The organism is Streptomyces sp. NPDC030820 (genome assembly GCF_055572075.1).
Genome location: NZ_JBVIEB010000009.1, coordinates 47,109 through 66,982, shown reverse-complemented (window position 1 = coordinate 66,982; position 19,874 = coordinate 47,109). Strand labels below are relative to the sequence as shown.

The following is a 19,874-nucleotide window of genomic DNA, read 5'->3' as shown; positions in this document are numbered from 1 at the left end:
CCGGGCCGCCTTCCATCGGGTGTGTTTACCGGGTGGGATGTGCTGGCGCCTGGGGCCGTACCGTAATCTCGAAGCCTGGAGCCCGCCCGTAGACGGGACCGGACCTTGATCCACGACTTGGGGTTGCACAGCAGATGACTGCGATTTCTCTCGGCATGCCGTCCGTTCCGACCAAGCTCGCCGAGCGCCGGAAGAGCCGGCAGATCCAGGTCGGAAGCGTGGCGGTCGGCGGAGACGCGCCCGTCTCGGTCCAGTCGATGACCACGACCCGTACGTCGGACATCGGCGCCACCCTCCAGCAGATCGCCGAGCTGACGGCGTCCGGCTGCCAGATCGTCCGCGTGGCCTGCCCGACCCAGGACGACGCGGACGCCCTCGCGACCATCGCGCGCAAGTCCCAGATCCCGGTGATCGCGGACATCCACTTCCAGCCCAAGTACGTCTTCGCGGCGATCGAGGCAGGTTGCGCGGCGGTCCGTGTGAACCCCGGCAACATCAAGCAGTTCGACGACAAGGTCAAGGAGATCGCCAAGGCCGCCAAGGACCACGGCACCCCGATCCGCATCGGCGTGAACGCCGGCTCCCTGGACAAGCGCCTGCTCCAGAAGTACGGCAAGGCGACGCCGGAGGCGCTGGTCGAGTCGGCGCTGTGGGAGGCGTCCCTCTTCGAGGAGCACGACTTCCGCGACATCAAGATCTCCGTCAAGCACAACGACCCGGTCGTGATGATCGAGGCCTACCGCCAGCTCGCCGAGCAGTGCGAGTACCCCCTCCACCTCGGCGTGACGGAGGCGGGCCCGGCGTTCCAGGGCACGATCAAGTCGGCGGTGGCGTTCGGCGCGCTGCTCTCGCAGGGCATCGGCGACACCATCCGCGTGTCCCTGTCGGCCCCGCCCGTCGAGGAGGTCAAGGTCGGCCTCCAGATCCTGCAGTCGCTGGGCCTGCGCCAGCGCGGCCTGGAGATCGTGTCCTGCCCGTCCTGCGGCCGGGCCCAGGTCGACGTGTACAAGCTCGCGGAGGAGGTCACGGCGGGCCTGGACGGCATGGAGGTGCCGCTCAGGGTCGCGGTGATGGGGTGCGTGGTGAACGGCCCGGGCGAGGCCCGCGAGGCCGACCTCGGTGTCGCCTCCGGCAACGGCAAGGGCCAGATCTTCGTCAAGGGCGAGGTCATCAAGACCGTCCCCGAGTCCAAGATCGTGGAGACCCTCATCGAGGAGGCCATGAAGCTGGCCGAGCAGATGGAGAAGGACGGCGTGGCCTCCGGCGAGCCGTCGGTGTCCGTGGCCGGCTGATCTTTTCGGCTTTCGCGAGTCCCGTCACCGCTGGGTGGCGGGACTCAGCCGTACCTCCGCCCAGACGGATTTGCCGGGCTGTAGCGGCGTGACGCCCCACTTGTCGGCGAGCGCCTCGACCAGCAGCAGCCCCCGCCCGGACTCGCCGGTCGGGACCCGCAGCTCGGGCAACCGCTCGGTACGGGTGTCGGAGACCTCCAGGCGCAGGGTGCCGGACGACTCGGTGAGCCGGAGACGGAAGTCCCGCCCGGGGACGTGCCCGTGCCGGACCGCATTCGCCACGAGTTCGGCGGCGATCAGTGTGACGGCTTCGTTCACGGGGCCGTCGTAGGCGTGCCCCCACTCGTCCAGCCGGAGCGAGACGAGCCGCCGGGCGAGGCGTGCGCCGCGTGGGGTGGAGGTGAAGCGCATGGCGAATTCGCGGGTGGAGATTTCCGACTTCATGTCGCTTACGTTCGCGCACGCTCAGTAACGTTGAACAGCGGCCGCACCTTGACCAACACGCGTTGTACGAGCGCGGGGTGCCGCTGTACACGGGCGCGCCGTGACCGACGGTGGCGCGAGGGCATTGGGGGTGTATGTGAGCGAGGAAGTACAGGCAGAACCTGAAGTGACGGAGCCGGAGGGCGAGTCCGGGCCCGATTCGGCCGTTCCGCTCATCTTTGGCCGGTTGTTGAAGCGGCTGCGGACTCAGGCGGGCATGGAACGCGCCGAACTCGGTTCCCGTACCGGGTACTCGGCGGCGACCATCGCGTCGTTCGAGCAGGGGAGGCGCATTCCATCGGCGAGGTTCATCAGGCACGCCGATGAAGTGCTGGGTGCGAACGGCGTGCTGGTCGATTTCATCGAGGAGATGGAGAAGGCGCAGTACCCGGCGTTCTTCCAAGATGCGGCGGCGCTGGAGAAGAAGGCTGTCGCGTTGCACTTCTTCGCCGTGCAGACCGTGCCCGGTCTGCTTCAGACCGAGGACTACGCGCGGGCGGTCTTCACCGTCCGGCGTCCCCCGCTGGATGAGGCGACAATCGAACAGCGTGTGACGGCCCGGTTGGCTCGTCAGGAGATCTTCGGGCGGAAGCCGATGCCCACCATCAGCTTCGTGATGGAAGAGGCGGTTCTGCGGAAAGGGCTGGGTGGACGGGAGGTAGTGCGGGGCCAGTTGGAGCAGATCCTGCTCATCGGTCAACGGGCCAACGTGGAGATCCAGGTAATGCCGGACGCTCGCGAGGAGCATGCGGCCCTCTCCGGACGATTCACCTTGATCGAGACGACGAAAGGGCGCAGGATCGCGTACGTGGAGGCATACAAGAGCAGCCGCCTCTTCATCGATCGCTCGACGGTCAGGGAACTGGAGGAGCGGTACGGTCTCCTCCGGGCGCAGGCCCTGTCCCCGCGCGAATCACTGGCCCTCGTAGAGAAGTTGCTGGGAGAGACATGAACGTCGAAGAGCCGACCGAGTTGGTGTGGTTCAAGAGCAGCTACAGCGACGGCGAGGGCGGCGAATGCGTAGAGGTCGCCACCAGCCCCACCACCATCCACGTACGGGACTCCAAGCAGAACCCCGCCACGGCCCCCACCCTCGCCCTGCCCCCCGCTGTCTGGCAGGCGTTCCTCGGTCTTGTGCAAGATTGATCGGAACTTTACTGCCCCTTTGGTGCCGCTCCCGATTGCGAACTCGTCTTGCCTACTAGTGTTTTCGGGCTGATGTGCAGGCTGACGGGGAGGGACGCGGCACCATGGGCGACCAGGGCGGCAGCGGCGGCGACGGCAAGATACTCGACATCAAGATCGCTGATCTGAAGCAGACGGCTCCGCATTTCCAGACGCACAGCCAGGATCTCACCAAGGCGCTGAACAAGCTCAAGACGGCGCTGGCGGCGGCGGGTTCGCCGTGGGGCGACGACAAGCAGGGCAAGGAGTTCCACAACGCCTACGGCCCGAACGTCACGAAGATCGAGCACGCGGCGGACATCCTCGCCCAGGGCCTGGCCAGCATCCATGAGGCGATGAGCGACATGGCGGACGGTCACATCGACAACGAACAACTGGTCCGCTCGATGTTCAGCCGGATCCATGTGCAGGGCCACGGGCAGGGCGGGGGTCAGGCCAAGTGAGCGCGGCGGACAAGGCGAAGGAGATCGTCCAGGACCTGACCGGCATGTGGTGGCCGGCCGCCGACGAGCACGGGCTGCGGGAGGCGGCCAAGGCCTGGCGGGCCTTCGCCGACGACATCGAGAACGTGCTGTCCGCGGCGAACAAGACGGCCCGGCACATCATCGAGGACAACAAGGGCGAGGCGATCTCCGCCTTCGACGACCCGTTCTGGCGCCGCTACTACTACAACGGCCACGGCTGGCTGAAGGACATGGCCGACGCCGCCCGGGACATGGCCCAGGCGCTGGACAAGTACGCCGACGCGGTGCACAAGGCGGTCAAGCGCCTGGAACACGAGCTGGAGATCGTGGGCGCGACGATCGTCGCGGGTACCGCGCTGGCCATCTTCACGGCCGGTATCTCCGAGGGCGCGGCAGCGGCGGCCACGGCGGGCATCGTGGAACTGGCCGGGACCCTGGGCATCGAGGTCTCAACTGAGATCGCCACGATCGCCGGCACGACCCTGGCCACGGCCGCGATCGGTGGCGTCGAGTCGGTGACCGTGGACCTGGCGGTCAGCCAGCCGGTCGCCATCGCCACCGGCGAGAGCAAGGGCTTCAGCCTGGACGAGGCGAGCGACGCGGCGACGTCCGGGATGGTGTTCGGCGGCATGTTCGGCGGCGCCGGCGCCATGGCCAAGGTCGCCGGCGAGGCGGGCGGCTTCGGAGCCCTCTTCGACGGCATCTCGATCCCCGGTGCCCGCGCGCTGCCCAGCGAGCTGGACGGGCTGGGTGACGTGGCCGCGAGCGACGCGCGGAGCACGGCCCGCCAGGCCGCGGGCGAGGACCCCGAGGGCACGGCGGAGAACCCAGGCAACAAGGTCCAGGACGACAACACCGACCCGGTCGACCTGGTCACCGGCAAGATGTACCTGCCGCAGACCGATGTCGTACTCCCCGGCGCCCTGCCCCTGGTCTTCACCCGCCGCGTGGAGTCCGGCTACCGCCTGGGGCACTGGTTCGGTCCTTCCTGGTCCTCCACGGTCGACCAGCACCTGGCGATTGACGCCGAGGGCGTCATCTTCGTCACGGAGGACGGCCTCCTCCTGACCTACCCCCACCCCCAGCCCAGCGCCCCCACGCTCCCCACCCACGGCAGCAACCGCTGGCCGCTGGCCCGGGTGGACGGCGGCTACACGGTCACCGATCCCCGCTCGGGCCGGGTGTGGCACTTCGCCGACCAGGGCGAGGACCGGGCGGTCCTGGAACAGATAGACGACCGCAACGGCAACTGGCTGACCTTCGAGTACGACGCCGAGGGCACCCCGCTGGCGATCGTCTCCTCCGGCGGCTACCGCCTGAAGATCACGACAGCCGACGACCGGGTCACGGCCCTGCACCTGGCGGGCGCGGCCCCGGACGGCACGGACCAGGAGATCAAGCGGTACGGCTACTCACCCGAGGGCCACCTCACGGAGGTCATCAACTCCTCGGGCCTGCCCCTGCGTTTCGGCTACGACGCCCGCGCCCGGGTGGTGTCCTGGACGGACACGAACAACCGCAGCTACACCTACGAGTACGACGACCGGGACCGCTGCATCGCCGAGAGCGGCTCCCACGGCCACATGGCCCTGCGCCTGTCGTACGACGAGACGGACCCGGCGACTGGCCACCGCGTCACCACGACGGTGACGGGCGAGGGCCACACCCGCCGCTACCTGATCAATGCCAGCAGCCAGGTCGTCACGGAGATAGACCCACTGGGCGCGGCGACGCACTTCACCCGCGACCGCTACAACCGCCTGCTCTCCGTCACGGACCCGTTGGGCCACACGACGACGTTCCGCTACGACGACGAGGGCAACCTGATCTCGGTCATCCGCCCGGACGGCCGCGAGGCGAGGGCGGAGTACAACGACCTGGGCCTGCCGGTGAAGGTGACGGGCACCGACGGCAACACACACCGCCGTACGTACGACGAGCGGGGCAACCGCACGTCGATGACGGACCCGGCGTCCCAGGCGACCCGGTTTGCGTACAACGAGGCCGGCCACCTGACATCGGTCACGGACCCGCTGGGCCACACGACCAGGGTGCTCTGCAACCGCGCGGGCCTGCCGATCGAGGTCACCGACCCACTCGGCGCGGTCACCCGCTACGCCCGGGACGCCTTCGGCCGCCCGATCGCGATCACGGACCCCACCGGCGCGACGACCCACCTGGAATGGACGGTGGAAGGCCACCTGGCCCGCCGTACGGCCCCCGACGGCACGACGGAGAGCTGGACGTACGACGGCGAGGGCAACTGCACCAGCCACACCGACCCGATCGGCGGCGTCACCCACTTCGAGTACACCCACTTCGATCTCCTGTCGGCCCGCACGGGCCCGGACGGCGTCCGCTACGAATTCGCGCACGACGCGGAACTGCGCCTGACGAGGGTGACGAACCCCCAGGGCCTGACGTGGGAGTACGCCTACGACCCGGCCGGCCACCTGCTGTCGGAGACGGACTTCGACGACCGCACGCTGACGTACGAATACGACCCGGCGGGCCGCCTGACCTCACGCCGGAACGCCCTCGGCGAGGTGACGACCTTCGAGCGCGACGCCCTGGGCCGCATCACCACGAAGAACGCGGCAGGCGCCGTCACCACCTACGCCTACGACTTCACCGACAACCTCGCTCAGGCCACGGGCCCGGACGGCACCACACTGAGCCTGCTGCGCGACCGCTACGGCCGCCTGCACTCCGAGACGGTCAACGGCCGTACGGTGACGTACGCCTACGACATCCTGGGCCGCCGCACCGGCCGCACGACACCGACAGGTGCCGTCTCCACGTGGTCGTACGACGCTGCGGGCAACCGCACCCAACTGACCACCAACGGCCGCACGATCGACTTCGCCTATGACGAGGCGGGCCGCGAACTGACCCGCCACATAGGCGAAACCATCACCCTGGCCCACACCTTCGACCCCCTTGGCCGCCTGACCACCCAGTCGGTGACCGGCACACAGGGCCGCATGCTGCAAAGCAGGGCGTATACCTACCGCGCCGACGGCAACCTGACCGCCGTAGACGACCACCTCTCCGGCACCCGCCGCTTCGACCTGGACGCGACGGGCAGAGTGACGGCGGTCCACGCGGCGAACTGGACGGAACGCTATGCCTACGACGAGGCAGGCAACCAGACCGAGGCAAGCTGGCCGACGAACCACCCGGGCACGGAGGCAACGGGCCCCCGCACCTATACAGGCACCCGCATCACCCGAGCCGGCAACGTCCGCTACGAACACGACGCCCTCGGCCGCATCACCCTCCGCCAGAAAACCCGCCTGTCGAGGAAGCCGGACACCTGGCGATACGAGTGGGGCGCCGAGGACCGCCTCACGTCGGTGGTGACTCCAGATGGCATCCGCTGGCGCTACACCTACGACCCCCTGGGCCGCCGCACAGCGAAACTCCGCCTGGCCGAGGACGGCGAAACGGTGCTGGAAAGGGTGGACTTCACCTGGGACGGCACCACCCTCTGCGAACAGACGACAACCTCTTCGTCCCTTCCCAACCCGGTCACCCTCACCTGGGACCACCAGGGCCTCCGCCCCATCGCTCAGACGGAACGCATCACAGCGGCAGATGCGCCCCAAGAGGAGATCGACTCCCGCTTCTTCGCCATCGTCACCGACCTCGTCGGCACCCCCAACGAACTCATAGACGAGCAGGGCGACATAGCCTGGCGCACCCGAAGCACCCTCTGGGGCACAACGGCGTGGGCAGCAACCAGCACCACCTACACGCCCCTACGCTTCCCGGGCCAGTACTACGACCCCGAGACCGGCCTGCACTACAACTACTTCCGGCACTACGACCCTGAAACCGCCCGGTACCTCACCCCCGACCCCCTCGGCCTCGCACCGGCGCCCAACGCCTCTACGTATGTGCCAAACCCCCTGTCGTGGACGGACTACCTGGGGCTGGCGCCGGACTACATTGCGATCTACCGGACCCCGAAGGGAGCGCATGCGGAATACGAACTCGCTAACGGCCCGAATCCGGCCAACCACCAGCCTGGGGTGGACATCGGCGGCGGCATCATGTCCGACGGGAAGATCTACTTTGGTGAACGGGCCGTCGCAGCGGAGTACGCCGGGCCGACAGGCGCCAACTTCGCCAAGGGGATGGTTAAATACGACATGGATCCGTCGTTCCTTGAGGAATTCGGCGAGCATGCGAAGATTCACGACTACAACGGCCCCAATGGGGCGCCTCGCCTGGAGTTCGAAATTCCGGTGGAGAAGCTGGATCGGTTCAACGAGCTGACCCGGGGGCGCAGTTGGGTTTCCATATTCGGAGGACCGAAATGACGTTCCGCAATCATCAGGAGCTTGACGTGACCGTGGTCGCGGTGGCCCCTGTGGGGGCAAAGGTCGACGCCGGCGGTGAGACCGGATTCATCGATCAGGTGAAGCATCCTTCCTGGTGGGATCAAAGCACCGCACCACCCCAGGTCGGAGATCGGCTGCATGTCGTCGTCCTCGACGCCAGCCGAGAGCCGCCCCGGCTCAGCGCACTCCAGCGGGACATCGACATCGCGCGGCGGCTCCGGGGCATTGACGCATGACCTGCTCCACCTGCGGCTAGCTGCCTGACCGTCCCTCATTCGGATCTCCTGCGACGCGAGGCAAAGACTGAGAGACGATTCCGAACCGGGCTGACACGGGCTCGAACGAATATTCACTTGCTCGCGCACGGAACCGTGTACGGGGTGACGTGTAATTCCATGGGTCGGTCAGGCAGGGCCCACGAATTGCATCAAGCTGCGGCACCGCCCGAGTCAATGGTCCATGGGGCGGCGACCATGGAACCCAGCACGAACTGCGGCTGGTCCGCAAAAACGGCCCCCACCGGCCTGATCCACTCGGCCCGAATGCAGGGCCAGGCGATGCGCGACTCCGACGGAGTATTCACCCAGTTCCACGAGGCGCTGCGCCTCCCCGGCTACTTCGGCTGGAACTGGGACGCCCTGCGGGACTGCCTGTGCGATCTCCACTGTCTCAAGGCCGCACACTTCCTCGTCACCATCGATGACGCCGATGCCGTTCTCTCGGAAGCCCCGGAGGAGCGCGGGATCCTCTGGCGCGCCCTGGACGACGCCGTGACGTTCTGGGCGGGGAAACCTGAGCTGCCGGGACACGAGAAGATCACCTTCGGCGTCGTGGTGCTGTGCCCACCCGAGATCCGGCCCAAGGTCCAGCCAGAGGTCCAGGAGGAGCTGAGCCGAGAGCTTCCTCGCAGGTAGGTCCCCCTTTCCTCACCCCGAGGCGCCGCACAATCGCACGAGGTACAGTGCCGGGACCAGCAGAACCCCAGGGTGAGGCCCCGCACGTGTTGACCCAGACCACCTCACGGGTGCTCGAACCGAGCGACCTTGACGCCGCGCTCGCCATCCTCGGCCGCGAGCCGGTCGCGAACGCCTTCGTGACCTCCCGGGTGCAGGTCGCGGGCCTCGACCCCTGGCGGCTCGGCGGCGAGATGTGGGGCTGGTACGAGGACGGCATGCTCACGTCCCTGTGCTACGCGGGCGCCAACCTGGTCCCGGTCTGCGCCACCCCGCGCGCCGTCCGCGCCTTCGCGGACCGGGCGAGACGGGCCGGCCGCCGCTGCTCCTCGATCGTCGGGCCCGCCGAAGCCACCGCCTTGCTGTGGCGCCTGCTGGAGCCCCACTGGGGCCCCGCCCGCGAGGTCCGCGCGCACCAGCCCCTGATGGTCACCGACCGCATGCCCGCCGGCATCGCCCCGGACCCCTATGTCCGCCGCGTCCGCAAGGACGAGATGGAGACGATCATGCCGGCCTGCGTGGCGATGTTCACCGAGGAGGTCGGCGTATCGCCGATGGCCGGTGACGGCGGCCTGCTCTACCAGGCCCGCGTCGCCGAACTCGTCGGCTCCGGCCGCTCCTTCGCCCGCCTCGACGAGCACGGCAAGGTCGTCTTCAAGGCGGAGATCGGCGCGGCGACCAGCCAGGCCTGCCAGATCCAGGGCGTCTGGGTGGCCCCCGAGTACCGGGGGAGGGGCCTGGCCACCCCCGGCATGGCGGCGGTCCTGCGCTATGCCCTCGCCGACGTGGCCCCGGTCGTCAGCCTGTACGTGAACGACTTCAACACGGCGGCGAGAAGGACGTACCGACGCGTGGGCTTCCAGGAGGTAGGCGCCTTCATGAGCGTCCTGTTCTGAACCCGCTGTACGCTCCCGGCATGGACCTCGTGATCGGCCCCCTGGATCTCGCTGCCCGCGTCGACGAGGCCCTAGCCGTCCAGGCCGTGGCCTTCGGACTGGGCCCCGACGAGGTCGCCGTACGCCGGCAGATCGTCCAGCGCCATATGCAGTTCCCGGGCGCGCGGGCCCTCGGTGCCACCGTCGCCGGACACCTCGTCGGCTTCGTCTACGGCATGCCGAACTCCCGCACCCACTGGTGGTCCACCGTCGTGGAGCCGTACCTCCGCGCGACCGGCAACGACTTCTGGCTGGACGACTCCTTCGTGATCACCGAGCTGCACGTCCACCCCCATCACCAGAACCGGGGCATCGGACGCCGCCTGATCACCGCGATCACCGACACCGCCACCGAGCCCCGCTCGATCCTCTCCGCGATCGACACCGACAGTCCCGCCCGCGGTCTGTACTTCTCCCTCGGCTATGTCGATCTCGCCCGCCAGGTCCATTTCCCGAGCGCGCCGAAGCCGTACGCCGTGATGGGCGCCCACCTGCCCCTGCGCCGCAAATAGAGCCGGGGCGAATCCGATTTCCACCGGCGCAGGCAGCCCGGCTAACCTCCTATGCCATCACCCTTACCCGGCAGGAGTACGAGAACCATGGCCAACGCACCGGTCCAGCGCATGTCCCAGTTGATGGCGAAGACGCTGCGCGACGACCCGGCGGACGCCGAGGTCCTCAGCCACAAGCTCCTCGTCCGCGCCGGCTACGTCCGCCGCACGGCCGCCGGCATCTGGAGCTGGCTGCCCCTCGGCAAGAAGGTCCTCTCCAACGTCGAGCGGATCGTCCGCGAGGAGATGGACGCCATCGGCGCCCAGGAGGTCACCCTCCCCGCCCTGCTGCCCCGGGAGCCGTACGAGGCGACCGGCCGCTGGGACGAGTACGGCCAGGAGCTGTTCCGCCTCAAGGACCGCAAGGGCGGCGACTACCTCCTCGGCCCCACCCACGAGGAGATCTTCACCCTTCTGGTCAAGGACCAGTGCACGTCCTACAAGGACCTGCCGGTGATCCTCTACCAGATCCAGACCAAGTTCCGTGACGAGGCCCGCCCCCGCGCCGGCATCCTGCGCGGCCGCGAGTTCCTGATGAAGGACTCGTACTCCTTCGACCTGGAGGACGAGGGGCTCGCGCAGTCGTACGCCCTGCACCGCAAGGCCTACCAGCGGATCTTCGCGCGCCTCGGCCTCGACTACCGCATCTGCGCGGCCACCGCCGGTGCGATGGGCGGCTCGAAGTCGGAGGAGTTCCTGGCCCCGGCCGAGGCCGGCGAGGACACCTTCGCGGACTGCCCGAACTGCGACTTCGCCGCCAACACGGAGGCGATCACCTACGCGCTCAAGCCGGTCGACGCCTCGGACGTCCCCGCGCTGGAGGAGATCCCCACCCCGGACACCCCGACCATCGAGACCCTGGCCGCCTCCCTCGGCGTCCCCGCCTCCGCCACGCTGAAGAACCTGCTGGTCAAGGTGGACGGCGAGATCGTCGCCGTCGGCGTGCCCGGCGACCGCGAGGTCGACCTGGGCAAGGTCGAGGCGCACTTCGCCCCGGCCGTCGTCGAGATGGTCACCGAGGCGGACTTCGCCGGCCGTCCCGACCTGGTCCGCGGCTACGTCGGCCCGCAGGGCCGGGGCGAGAAGGTCAAGTACATCGCCGACCCGCGCGTGGCCCCCGGCACCTCCTGGATCACCGGCGCCAACAAGGAGCACACGCACGCGAAGAACGTCGTCGCCGGCCGTGACTTCGAGGTCGACGACTACGTGGACGTCGTGGTCGTGCAGGAGGGCGACCCCTGCCCCGAGTGCGGCACCGGCCTGAAGCTGGACCGTGCCATCGAGATCGGCCACATCTTCCAGCTGGGCCGCAAGTACACCGACGCCCTCAAGCTCGACGTCCTCGGCCAGAACGGCAAGCCCGTCCGCGTGACCATGGGCTCCTACGGCATCGGCGTCTCCCGCGCGGTCGCGGCCATCGCCGAGCAGAGCGCCGACGACAAGGGCCTGGTGTGGCCCAAGGAGGTCGCCCCGGCCGATGTGCACGTGGTCGCCGCCGGCAAGGCCCTGCAGACCGAGCTGGCCCTCGACGTCGCCGAGAAGCTGTCCGCCGCGGGCCTCCGCGTCCTGGTCGACGACCGGGCCGGCGTCTCCCCGGGCGTGAAGTTCACCGACGCCGAGCTGATCGGCGTCCCGCAGATCCTGGTCGCCGGCCGCCGCTCCGGCGAGGGCGTCCTGGAACTGAAGGACCGCAAGACCGGCGAGCGCGAGGAACTGACCGTCGAGGACGCGATCGCCCGCCTGGCGGCGTAGCACCGCGGACCGTCGAGAAGCCCCCTGAGACACGACCAGGGGGCTTCAACGGCTCTACAGCCACCCGGCGAACTCCAGCAGCAGCTCCCCGTCCTTCGGCCGCCCGACCCGACGCGCCCGCACCCCGGACTCCACCGCCCGGAACAGCGTCCACCCCCGCAGCCGCTCCTGATCCACCTCCAGCGACTCGGCGAGCCGTTTGATGCGGCGCCGCGTCGTCGCCGCACCCGCCGGCGTCGCGATCAGGTCCTCCACCCGGTCCCGTACCAGCCGCGCCAGGTCGAACGCGCACTCACCCACCACCGGATCGGGGCCCACCGCGAGCCACGGCCACCGCTCCCCGGCCAGCACCTTGCTCTGCCGGAACGTGCCGTGCAGCAACCGGTGTTCGGGCGGCGCCGCCAGCAGCTCCTCGCGGGCCGCGAGCGCCGCGTCGACCAGCGGCGCCACCTCGGGATCGGCCTCGGCGCCCGCCCGCATCGCCGCCGCCTGGCGCCCCGTGCGCTCGGCGACGGTCTCGAAGGCATGACCGGCCGGCGGCTCGACCCACAGCCGCCGCAGCGTGCCCGCGGCCTCCAGCAGTGCCTTCGCCTCCGGCAGCGACCGCACGGACACATCCGGGTGCAGCCGCTCCAGCAGCAGCACACCGTCCTCCGCACCGGCTTCCAGCAGCTGTACGGCGCCCAGCCCGCCCCAGTGCGCCAGCGCCGCCCGCTCGCTCTCCGGGCGGGCCCGGGGCGGGGCCAGCTTCAGCACGGCCGGGGTGCCGTCGGCGCGCCGCACCAGCACCACCAGGCTGCTGCGCCCACCCGGCAGCTGAACCCGCTCCACCGTCAACTCGCGCCTGGCAACGGCCCGTTCGGTGATCGCGGGCAGCTGAGCGAGCCAGTCGTCCCCGGCCGGTGCCGTCTCACCGAGCGCCCGTACCAGGCGCGGCGGCGGTTCGAAAGCCATGCGCGAGTCGTTTCCTTCCAGTCCGGGGCCTGTCGTAGGGGGTGTCTACGGGGTCACGGGGTCACCGAGGCGGAGGCCGACGGTGTCGTACCGGCCGCACCGGTCCCTTCGCCGGAGGACCGCTCGGCGAGCCCAGGGAAGGCTACGCTCTCCCCGCTCCAGCGCACCGCGCGCACCGCGGCCTCCCGCAGCGCGGCGGCGGCCGCACCGCGCCGCGCGCCCGTCGCCGCCCGCACCAGGTCCGCGTAGACGCCCGCCACCCGCTCCTCCAGTTGGGCGGCGAGCCGCACGGCCGCCGTCGCGTCCGGCACCGGGAACGGCAGCGCGTACGCGGCGTTCGCGGCGACCGGCTGCCTGCCCAGATCGCTCACCTCGCGGGTCAGCGCGTCCCGGCGCGCCCGGTGGGCGTCGTACGCCGCCCGTGCCTCGGTCCGGCGGGCCGCGCTGATCTTGCCGCCGACGACACCGTAGCCGTACACCGCCGCGTGCTCCGCCGCCAGCGCCGCCTGCAGCGCCCTCAGCTCGGCCGACTTCGCCTCGTCGCTCACTTCGCCCCCTCCGTCAGCAGGTACGCGTGCGTGGCCCCGGCCGCCGCCACCGACGCCAGCAGCCGCGCCGACTCGCCCGGCACCTCCAGCAGGGTCTTGGCACGCCGGTCGGCGAGGGTCCGCTCGGCGGCGGCCAGGTCGGCGAGGGCGTCCTTCTCGGTGGCCGGGACGGTCGGCTCGGCGGACGGGGAGGCCGAGGACTTCGCGGGCGTGGGCGTCGTGGACCCTCCGAAGGCCGCGATGTGCGCGGCGACCTGGGCCCGCAGCGGGCCCAGCCGCTGCGCCAGCCCCGGGTGCGCGGCGAGGACGGCGTCGTACCGCTCCAGCAGCCCCTGGCTGTCCCGCGCCGCACGCGCGCGTGCTCGCTCCGAAGCCGACGAGGCGCTAGTGCCGCCGGAGTCCGGATCGGCGGTGCAGCCCACGAGCAGGGCGGCCCCGGCGGCCGAGACGAGCAGGGATCTTCTGCGCGGCCCCGAGGGGGCGCGCAAGGGTGGGGGGTACGGCACGGCTGACGTCCTCGGGGGCTCGTACGAACACACGGGCGGGAGGGCAGCCCGCCGTGATCACGGTACCCGCGCATTCCCCCGCCTCATGTCACCGGCTCAGCGGACCCACCTTGAGGGGCGCGGGGAACTGCGCCCCACCCCGGCGGGAACCCGTCCCACCGCCGGAGGCAACACGCAACACCCCCTGCGACCGGATACCCTTTGACCAGACACGCGACCCATCCCACAACAGCACACGCGGCCGAGGAGTCACCCGGATGAGCACCACCCAGAGCGAGAGGCTGCGAGAGCTGCTGGAACCGCTCGTCATCTCCCAGGGACTGGATCTCGAAGAGATCGCCGTGGACTCCGTCGGACGCAAGCGGGTGCTGCGCGTGGTCGTCGACTCCGACACCGGAGCCGATCTGGACGCCATCGCCGATGTGAGCCGTGCGCTCTCGGCGAAGCTCGACGAGACCAACGCGATGGGCGACGCGGCGTACGACCTGGAGGTCGGCACCCCCGGCGCGGAGCGCCTCCTCACCGAGCACCGGCACTTCGTGCGCGCCACCGACCGGCTCGTGAAGTTCCAGCTGACCGAGGGCGGCGAGCTGATCGCCCGGATCCTGAAGGTCGACGAGGACGGTCTCGACGTCGAGGTTCCCGGGGTCAAGGGCCGCAAGGCCACCAGCCGCAGGCTCGGCTTCCCGGAGATCGCCAAGGCGCGCGTGCAGGTCGAGTTCAACCGCAAGGACGACAAGGTCAAGAAGGACATGAAGGAAGAGGAGGAGGCGTAGCCGTGGACATCGACATGAGCGCCCTGCGGGGCTTGGTTCGGGAGAAGGAGATCTCCTTCGACCTGCTGGTCGAGGCGATCGAGTCGGCCCTCCTCATCGCCTACCACCGCACCGAGGGAAGCCGCCGACACGCGCGCGTGGAGCTCAACCGGGAGACCGGGCATGTGACCGTGTGGGCGAAGGAGGACCCCGAGGACCTGGAAGAGGGGCAGGAGCCGCGCGAGTTCGACGACACCCCGTCGGGCTTCGGGCGGATCGCCGCCACCACTGCCAAGCAGGTGATCCTCCAGCGGCTGCGCGACGCCGAGGACGACGCCACGCTCGGCGAGTACGCCGGCCGTGAGGGCGACATCGTCACCGGCGTGGTCCAGCAGGGCCGCGACCCGAAGAACGTGCTGGTCGACATCGGCAAGCTGGAGGCCATCCTGCCGGTGCAGGAGCAGGTGCCGGGTGAGACGTATCCGCACGGCATGCGGCTGCGGTCGTACGTCGTCCGGGTGGCCAAGGGCGTCCGCGGTCCGTCGGTCACCCTGTCCCGTACGCACCCCAACCTGGTGAAGAAGCTCTTCGCCCTGGAGGTGCCGGAGATCGCCGACGGCTCGGTCGAGATCGCCGCGATCGCCCGTGAGGCCGGTCACCGCACCAAGATCGCCGTACGGTCCACCCGTTCGGGTCTGAACGCCAAGGGCGCCTGCATCGGTCCGATGGGCGGCCGGGTGCGCAATGTGATGGGCGAGCTGAACGGCGAGAAGATCGACATCGTCGACTGGTCGGACGACCCGGCCGAGATGGTGGCGAACGCCCTGTCACCCGCTCGGGTGAGCAAGGTGGAGGTCGTGGACCTGGCCTCCCGCTCCGCCCGGGTGACCGTGCCGGACTACCAGCTGTCGCTCGCGATCGGCAAGGAGGGGCAGAACGCCCGCCTCGCCGCCCGGCTCACCGGCTGGCGGATCGACATCCGGCCGGACACCGAACAGGTGGCCGAATAAGAGCAGGTAACAATCGGTGACCGGGCGGCTCCGGGAATAGATCCAAGCCGCAGGTCGCTTGGTTTACGACAACAGCCGTTCGATCTTTCCCCCGAAGGGGTGAGGTCGGTACGGGGAGGTAGACTTAACCGTGTCTGGCCGGACGCACGCCCGAGCATGCCCTGAGCGCACCTGTGTGGGGTGCCGGGAGCGGGCGGCCAAGGACGATCTGCTGCGGATCGTGAAGATCGAGGACGCATGCGCCCCCGATCCTCGCGGTACGCTGCCCGGCCGGGGTGCCTATGTACACCCCGCACTGACCTGTCTCGACCAGGCGGTACGCCGCCGGGCGTTCCCGCGGGCACTGCGCGCCCCGGGGCCGCTCGACACAAAGGCGTTGCGCCGATACGTCGAGCAGACAACAGTTGCCGAGCAGGCAACACCGTAAGACGTGCCGTACGGAACACCGTGCGGCCTGGTACCTCGCGAGTCGAAAGCAGGTCGAGATTGCGATGAGCACTCGATGAGTACGCGATGAGTACGCCCATGAACTAGCGACGGTCCGGCTTCACCCGGACCTCAAAGGAGCGAAGTGGCTAAGGTCCGGGTTTACGAACTCGCCAAGGAGTTCGGAGTTGAGAGCAAGGTCGTCATGGCCAAGCTCCAGGAGCTCGGTGAATTCGTCCGTTCGGCGTCTTCGACCATCGAAGCGCCCGTAGTACGCAAGCTGACTGACGCCTTCCAGGGCGGTGGCAGCGGCAAGTCCGCCGCGAAGCCCGCCCCGCGCAAGGCTGCCCCCAGGCCCGCGGCGCCCTCTCCGGCGCAGGCGGCCCGTCCGGCTGCCCCGAGGCCGGCCGCCCCCAAGCCTCCGACGGCGCCCGCTGCCCAGCAGCCGGCCGCCCCGGCGGCACCTGCGGCGCCCGCGCCCGCCCAGGGCCCGCGTCCGGTTCCGGGTCCCAAGCCCGCACCGCGTCCGGCTCCGGCCGCCCCGGAGTTCACCGCTCCGCCGGCCGCCCAGGCCCCGCAGGCCCCGGCCGCGCAGGGTCCGCGTCCCGGCGCGCGTCCGGGTGCCCCGAAGCCCGGTGGTGCCCGTCCGGGTGGTCCCGGCCAGGGTCAGGCCCGTCCGGGCCAGGGTGCCCCGCGTCCCGGTGGGCAGGCCCCGCGTCCGGGTGCCCGTCCGGCCGGTCCGCGTCCGGGCAACAACCCCTTCACCTCCGGTGGCTCCACCGGCATGGCCCGTCCGCAGGCCCCGCGCCCGCAGGGCGGCGCGCGTCCCGGCGGCGGTGGCCCCGGCGGCGGTGCCCGTCCGCAGGCGCCCGGTGCCCAGGGCGGCGGTCCGCGTCCGCAGGCTCCCGGCGGTCCCCGTCCGACCCCGTCCGGCATGCCCCGGCCGCAGGGCGGTCCGCGTCCCGGCCCGGCCGGTCCGCGTCCGAACCCCGGCATGATGCCGCAGCGTCCGGCTGCCGGCCCGCGTCCCGGCGGCGGTGGCCCCGGCGGCCGTGGTCCCGGTGGCGGCGGTCGCCCCGGTGGCGGCGGCGGTCGTCCGGGTGGCGGCGGCTTCGCCCGTCCCGGTGGCGGCGGTGGCGGCTTCGCCGGCCGTCCCGGCGGTCCGGGTGGCGGTGGCGGCGGTGGCTTCGCCGGTCGTCCGGGTGGTCCCGGCGGTGGCGGCGGTGGCCGTCCCGGCTTCGGTGGCCGTCCCGGCGGTCCCGGTGGCCGTGGTGGCACGCAGGGCGCCTTCGGCCGTCCCGGTGGTCCCGCGCGTCGCGGCCGCAAGTCGAAGCGGCAGAGGCGCCAGGAGTACGAGGCCATGCAGGCCCCGAGCGTCGGCGGCGTGATGCTGCCGCGCGGCAACGGCGAGACCATCCGTCTCTCCCGCGGCGCGTCGCTCACCGACTTCGCGGAGAAGATCAACGCCAACCCGGCGTCGCTCGTCGCGGTCATGATGAACCTCGGCGAGATGGTCACCGCCACGCAGTCCGTCTCCGACGAGACCCTGCAGCTCCTCGCCGACGAGATGAACTACGCGGTTCAGATCGTCAGCCCGGAGGAGGAGGACCGCGAGCTGCTCGAGTCCTTCGACATCGAGTTCGGCGAGGACGAGGGCTCCGACGAGGACCTGGTCGTCCGTCCGCCGGTGGTGACCGTCATGGGTCACGTCGACCACGGTAAGACCCGACTGCTCGACGCGATCCGCAAGACGAACGTCATCGCGGGCGAGGCCGGTGGCATCACCCAGCACATCGGTGCCTACCAGGTCGCGACCGAGGTCAACGACGAAGAGCGCAAGATCACCTTCATCGACACCCCGGGTCACGAGGCGTTCACCGCCATGCGTGCCCGTGGTGCGAAGTCGACCGACATCGCGATCCTGGTCGTCGCGGCCAACGACGGCGTCATGCCGCAGACGGTCGAGGCGCTCAACCACGCCAAGGCGGCCGACGTGCCGATCGTGGTCGCGGTCAACAAGATCGACGTCGAGGGTGCCGACCCGACCAAGGTGCGCGGTCAGCTGACCGAGTACGGCCTGGTGGCCGAGGAGTACGGCGGCGACACCATGTTCGTCGACATCTCCGCCAAGCAGGGTCTGCACATCGACTCGCTGCTGGAGGCCGTGATCCTCACGGCCGACGCCTCGCTCGACCTGCGGGCCAACCCGAACCAGGACGCGCAGGGCATCTCGATCGAGTCCCGTCTCGACCGCGGCCGTGGTGCCGTGGCGACGGTCCTCGTCCAGCGAGGCACGCTGCGGGTCGGCGACACGATGGTCGTGGGCGACGCCTACGGCCGGGTGCGCGCCATGCTCGACGACAACGGCAACAACGTCGCCGAGGCCGGCCCGTCGACGCCGGTCCAGGTCCTGGGCCTGACCAACGTCCCGGGTGCGGGTGACAACTTCCTGGTGGTCGACGAGGACCGTACGGCCCGTCAGATCGCCGAGAAGCGCGCCGCCCGTGAGCGCAACGCGGCCTTCGCCAAGCGCACGCGTCGCGTGTCCCTGGAGGACCTGGACAAGGTGCTCAAGGCCGGCGAGGTCCAGCAGCTGAACCTGATCATCAAGGGTGACGCTTCTGGTTCCGTCGAGGCCCTGGAGTCCTCCCTGCTCCAGCTGGACGTCGGCGAAGAGGTCGACATCCGTGTCCTGCACCGCGGCGTCGGTGCGGTCACGGAGTCCGACATCGACCTGGCGATGGGCTCCGACGCCATCGTGATCGGCTTCAACGTCCGTGCGGCCGGCCGCGCGGCGCAGATGGCCGAGCGCGAGGGTGTGGACGTCCGGTACTACTCGGTCATCTACCAGGCGATCGAGGAGATCGAGGCGGCCCTCAAGGGCATGCTCAAGCCGGAGTTCGAAGAGGTCGAGCTGGGTACGGCAGAGATCCGCGAGGTCTTCAAGTCGTCCAAGCTGGGCAACATCGCCGGTGTCCTCATCCGCTCCGGCGAGGTGCGCCGCAACACCAAGGCCCGCCTCATCCGCGACGGCAAGGTGGTCGCGGAGAACCTCACCATCGAGGGCCTGCGTCGCTTCAAGGACGACGTCACCGAGATCCGCGAAGGCTACGAGGGCGGTATCAACCTCGGCAACTTCAACGACATCAAGGTCGACGACGTCATCGCGACGTACGAGATGCGGGAGAAGCCGCGGGCGTAACGGCCGACGGTGCATAGAGCTGGCCGGCGGGATCTCGGTCCCGTCGGCCAGCTTGCCGTTCCAGGGGCTCCGCAGCCAGCGGTGCCCCGGAAACCCGGTCGAGCCACCGGCACCCAAGCGGTAACGTGGCCCCAGGCCATCGATCCCGTACCGGCGGGTAAACCCGGCACACAACATGTACGTGGGGACTCTGTCCTTCGATCTCCTCCTCGGTGACGTCCACTCGCTGAAGGAGAAGCGCTCCGTCGTCCGCCCGATCGTCGCCGAACTCCAGCGGAAGTACGCGGTGAGCGCGGCCGAGGTGGACCACATGGACCTCCACCGGCGAGCGGTCATCGGCCTCGCCATGGTTTCCGGCGACGCGGCGCACCTCACCGACGTACTGGACCGGTGCGAACGGCTGGTCGCCGCCCGCCCCGAGGTCGAGCTGCTGTCCGTGCGACGGCGCTTCCACGGCGAAGACGACTGAGACGACGACGCCGACCCAGACCACAGCAACGCAAGAAGAAGAA

At 70.1% G+C, this 19,874-nt stretch carries 19 protein-coding genes; 15 read left to right on the top strand and 4 right to left on the bottom strand.

Annotation, left to right across the window (positions count from 1 at the left end; all coding sequences use genetic code 11):
• Window positions 1-134 precede the first annotated feature (134 nt).
• Window positions 135-1,292 (top strand): flavodoxin-dependent (E)-4-hydroxy-3-methylbut-2-enyl-diphosphate synthase, encoded by a 1,158-nt coding sequence (ispG, locus tag ACZ418_RS24890; RefSeq protein ID WP_468366709.1) that lies wholly within the window; start codon window positions 135-137, stop codon window positions 1,290-1,292.
• Between the two features lie 24 nt (window positions 1,293-1,316).
• Here ispG and ACZ418_RS24885 read toward each other — a convergent pair whose 3' ends face one another.
• Window positions 1,317-1,736, bottom strand: coding sequence for an ATP-binding protein (locus ACZ418_RS24885; protein WP_468366707.1), 420 nt, complete (start codon window positions 1,734-1,736; stop codon window positions 1,317-1,319).
• A 136-nt stretch (window positions 1,737-1,872) separates the two neighbouring features.
• On the opposite strand from ACZ418_RS24885, the gene ACZ418_RS24880 reads away from it, so the two are divergent.
• From ACZ418_RS24880 to ACZ418_RS24840, 9 genes are all read left to right on the top strand, one after another.
• Complete coding sequence (locus ACZ418_RS24880; protein WP_468366706.1) at window positions 1,873-2,727, top strand: helix-turn-helix domain-containing protein; 855 nt, start codon at window positions 1,873-1,875, stop codon at window positions 2,725-2,727.
• The gene (locus tag ACZ418_RS24875; RefSeq protein ID WP_468366703.1) at window positions 2,724-2,921 is read left to right on the top strand and encodes a DUF397 domain-containing protein; all 198 of its coding nucleotides are present in this window, start codon (window positions 2,724-2,726) and stop codon (window positions 2,919-2,921) included. The genes ACZ418_RS24880 and ACZ418_RS24875 overlap by 4 nt, the downstream gene beginning before the upstream one ends.
• Before the next feature lie 104 nt (window positions 2,922-3,025).
• Window positions 3,026-3,403 (top strand): WXG100 family type VII secretion target, encoded by a 378-nt coding sequence (locus ACZ418_RS24870; protein WP_468366701.1) that lies wholly within the window; start codon window positions 3,026-3,028, stop codon window positions 3,401-3,403.
• Window positions 3,400-7,749 (top strand): DUF6531 domain-containing protein, encoded by a 4,350-nt coding sequence (locus tag ACZ418_RS24865; protein ID WP_468366698.1) that lies wholly within the window; start codon window positions 3,400-3,402, stop codon window positions 7,747-7,749. Before ACZ418_RS24870 ends, ACZ418_RS24865 begins: the two co-directional genes overlap by 4 nt.
• Window positions 7,746-8,006 carry a hypothetical protein gene (locus ACZ418_RS24860; protein WP_451009514.1) on the top strand — a complete coding sequence of 87 codons (261 nt, stop codon included), beginning with the start codon at window positions 7,746-7,748 and terminating at the stop codon, window positions 8,004-8,006. The genes ACZ418_RS24865 and ACZ418_RS24860 overlap by 4 nt, the downstream gene beginning before the upstream one ends.
• A 237-nt stretch (window positions 8,007-8,243) precedes the next feature.
• Entirely contained in the window at window positions 8,244-8,684 is a 441-nt protein-coding gene (locus tag ACZ418_RS24855) for a barstar family protein (RefSeq protein WP_468366695.1), read from the top strand.
• Window positions 8,685-8,770: 86 nt separating this feature from the next.
• Window positions 8,771-9,619 carry a GNAT family N-acetyltransferase gene (locus tag ACZ418_RS24850; RefSeq protein WP_468366692.1) on the top strand — a complete coding sequence of 283 codons (849 nt, stop codon included), beginning with the start codon at window positions 8,771-8,773 and terminating at the stop codon, window positions 9,617-9,619.
• A 20-nt stretch (window positions 9,620-9,639) separates the two neighbouring features.
• Window positions 9,640-10,170: a GNAT family N-acetyltransferase gene (locus ACZ418_RS24845; RefSeq protein WP_468366689.1), complete on the top strand. Its 531-nt coding sequence runs from the start codon at window positions 9,640-9,642 to the stop codon at window positions 10,168-10,170.
• A gap of 87 nt (window positions 10,171-10,257) precedes the next feature.
• On the top strand, window positions 10,258-11,961 hold the full coding sequence (locus ACZ418_RS24840; RefSeq protein WP_468366687.1) for a proline--tRNA ligase: 1,704 nt from the start codon (window positions 10,258-10,260) through the stop codon (window positions 11,959-11,961).
• A gap of 54 nt (window positions 11,962-12,015) precedes the next feature.
• Here ACZ418_RS24840 and ACZ418_RS24835 read toward each other — a convergent pair whose 3' ends face one another.
• Genes ACZ418_RS24835 through ACZ418_RS24825 form a run of 3 tightly spaced genes read right to left on the bottom strand, consistent with a single transcriptional unit; the run spans window position 12,016 to window position 13,969 of the window.
• A complete protein-coding gene (locus ACZ418_RS24835; protein ID WP_468366684.1) occupies window positions 12,016-12,915 on the bottom strand; it encodes an aminoglycoside phosphotransferase family protein in 900 nt (299 codons plus the stop codon).
• 53 nt (window positions 12,916-12,968) lie between these two features.
• On the bottom strand, window positions 12,969-13,463 hold the full coding sequence (locus tag ACZ418_RS24830; protein WP_468366681.1) for a ferritin-like domain-containing protein: 495 nt from the start codon (window positions 13,461-13,463) through the stop codon (window positions 12,969-12,971).
• The gene (locus ACZ418_RS24825) at window positions 13,460-13,969 is read right to left on the bottom strand and encodes a hypothetical protein (protein ID WP_468366678.1); all 510 of its coding nucleotides are present in this window, start codon (window positions 13,967-13,969) and stop codon (window positions 13,460-13,462) included. Before ACZ418_RS24825 ends, ACZ418_RS24830 begins: the two co-directional genes overlap by 4 nt.
• A gap of 257 nt (window positions 13,970-14,226) precedes the next feature.
• On the opposite strand from ACZ418_RS24825, the gene rimP reads away from it, so the two are divergent.
• The 5 genes from rimP to ACZ418_RS24800 all read left to right on the top strand — a co-directional run bounded on the left by rimP (window position 14,227) and on the right by ACZ418_RS24800 (window position 19,831).
• Entirely contained in the window at window positions 14,227-14,745 is a 519-nt protein-coding gene (gene rimP, locus ACZ418_RS24820) for a ribosome maturation factor RimP (RefSeq protein ID WP_468366675.1), read from the top strand.
• Between the two features lie 2 nt (window positions 14,746-14,747).
• Entirely contained in the window at window positions 14,748-15,734 is a 987-nt protein-coding gene (gene nusA, locus ACZ418_RS24815) for a transcription termination factor NusA (RefSeq protein ID WP_323376887.1), read from the top strand.
• 130 nt (window positions 15,735-15,864) lie between these two features.
• Window positions 15,865-16,161: a YlxR family protein gene (locus ACZ418_RS24810; protein WP_468366672.1), complete on the top strand. Its 297-nt coding sequence runs from the start codon at window positions 15,865-15,867 to the stop codon at window positions 16,159-16,161.
• 144 nt (window positions 16,162-16,305) lie between these two features.
• Window positions 16,306-19,362, top strand: a complete 3,057-nt coding sequence (gene infB / locus ACZ418_RS24805; protein ID WP_468366670.1) for a translation initiation factor IF-2 — start codon at window positions 16,306-16,308, stop codon at window positions 19,360-19,362.
• Between the two features lie 175 nt (window positions 19,363-19,537).
• Window positions 19,538-19,831, top strand: coding sequence for a DUF503 domain-containing protein (locus tag ACZ418_RS24800; RefSeq protein ID WP_228623099.1), 294 nt, complete (start codon window positions 19,538-19,540; stop codon window positions 19,829-19,831).
• Window positions 19,832-19,874: the final 43 nt, after the last annotated feature.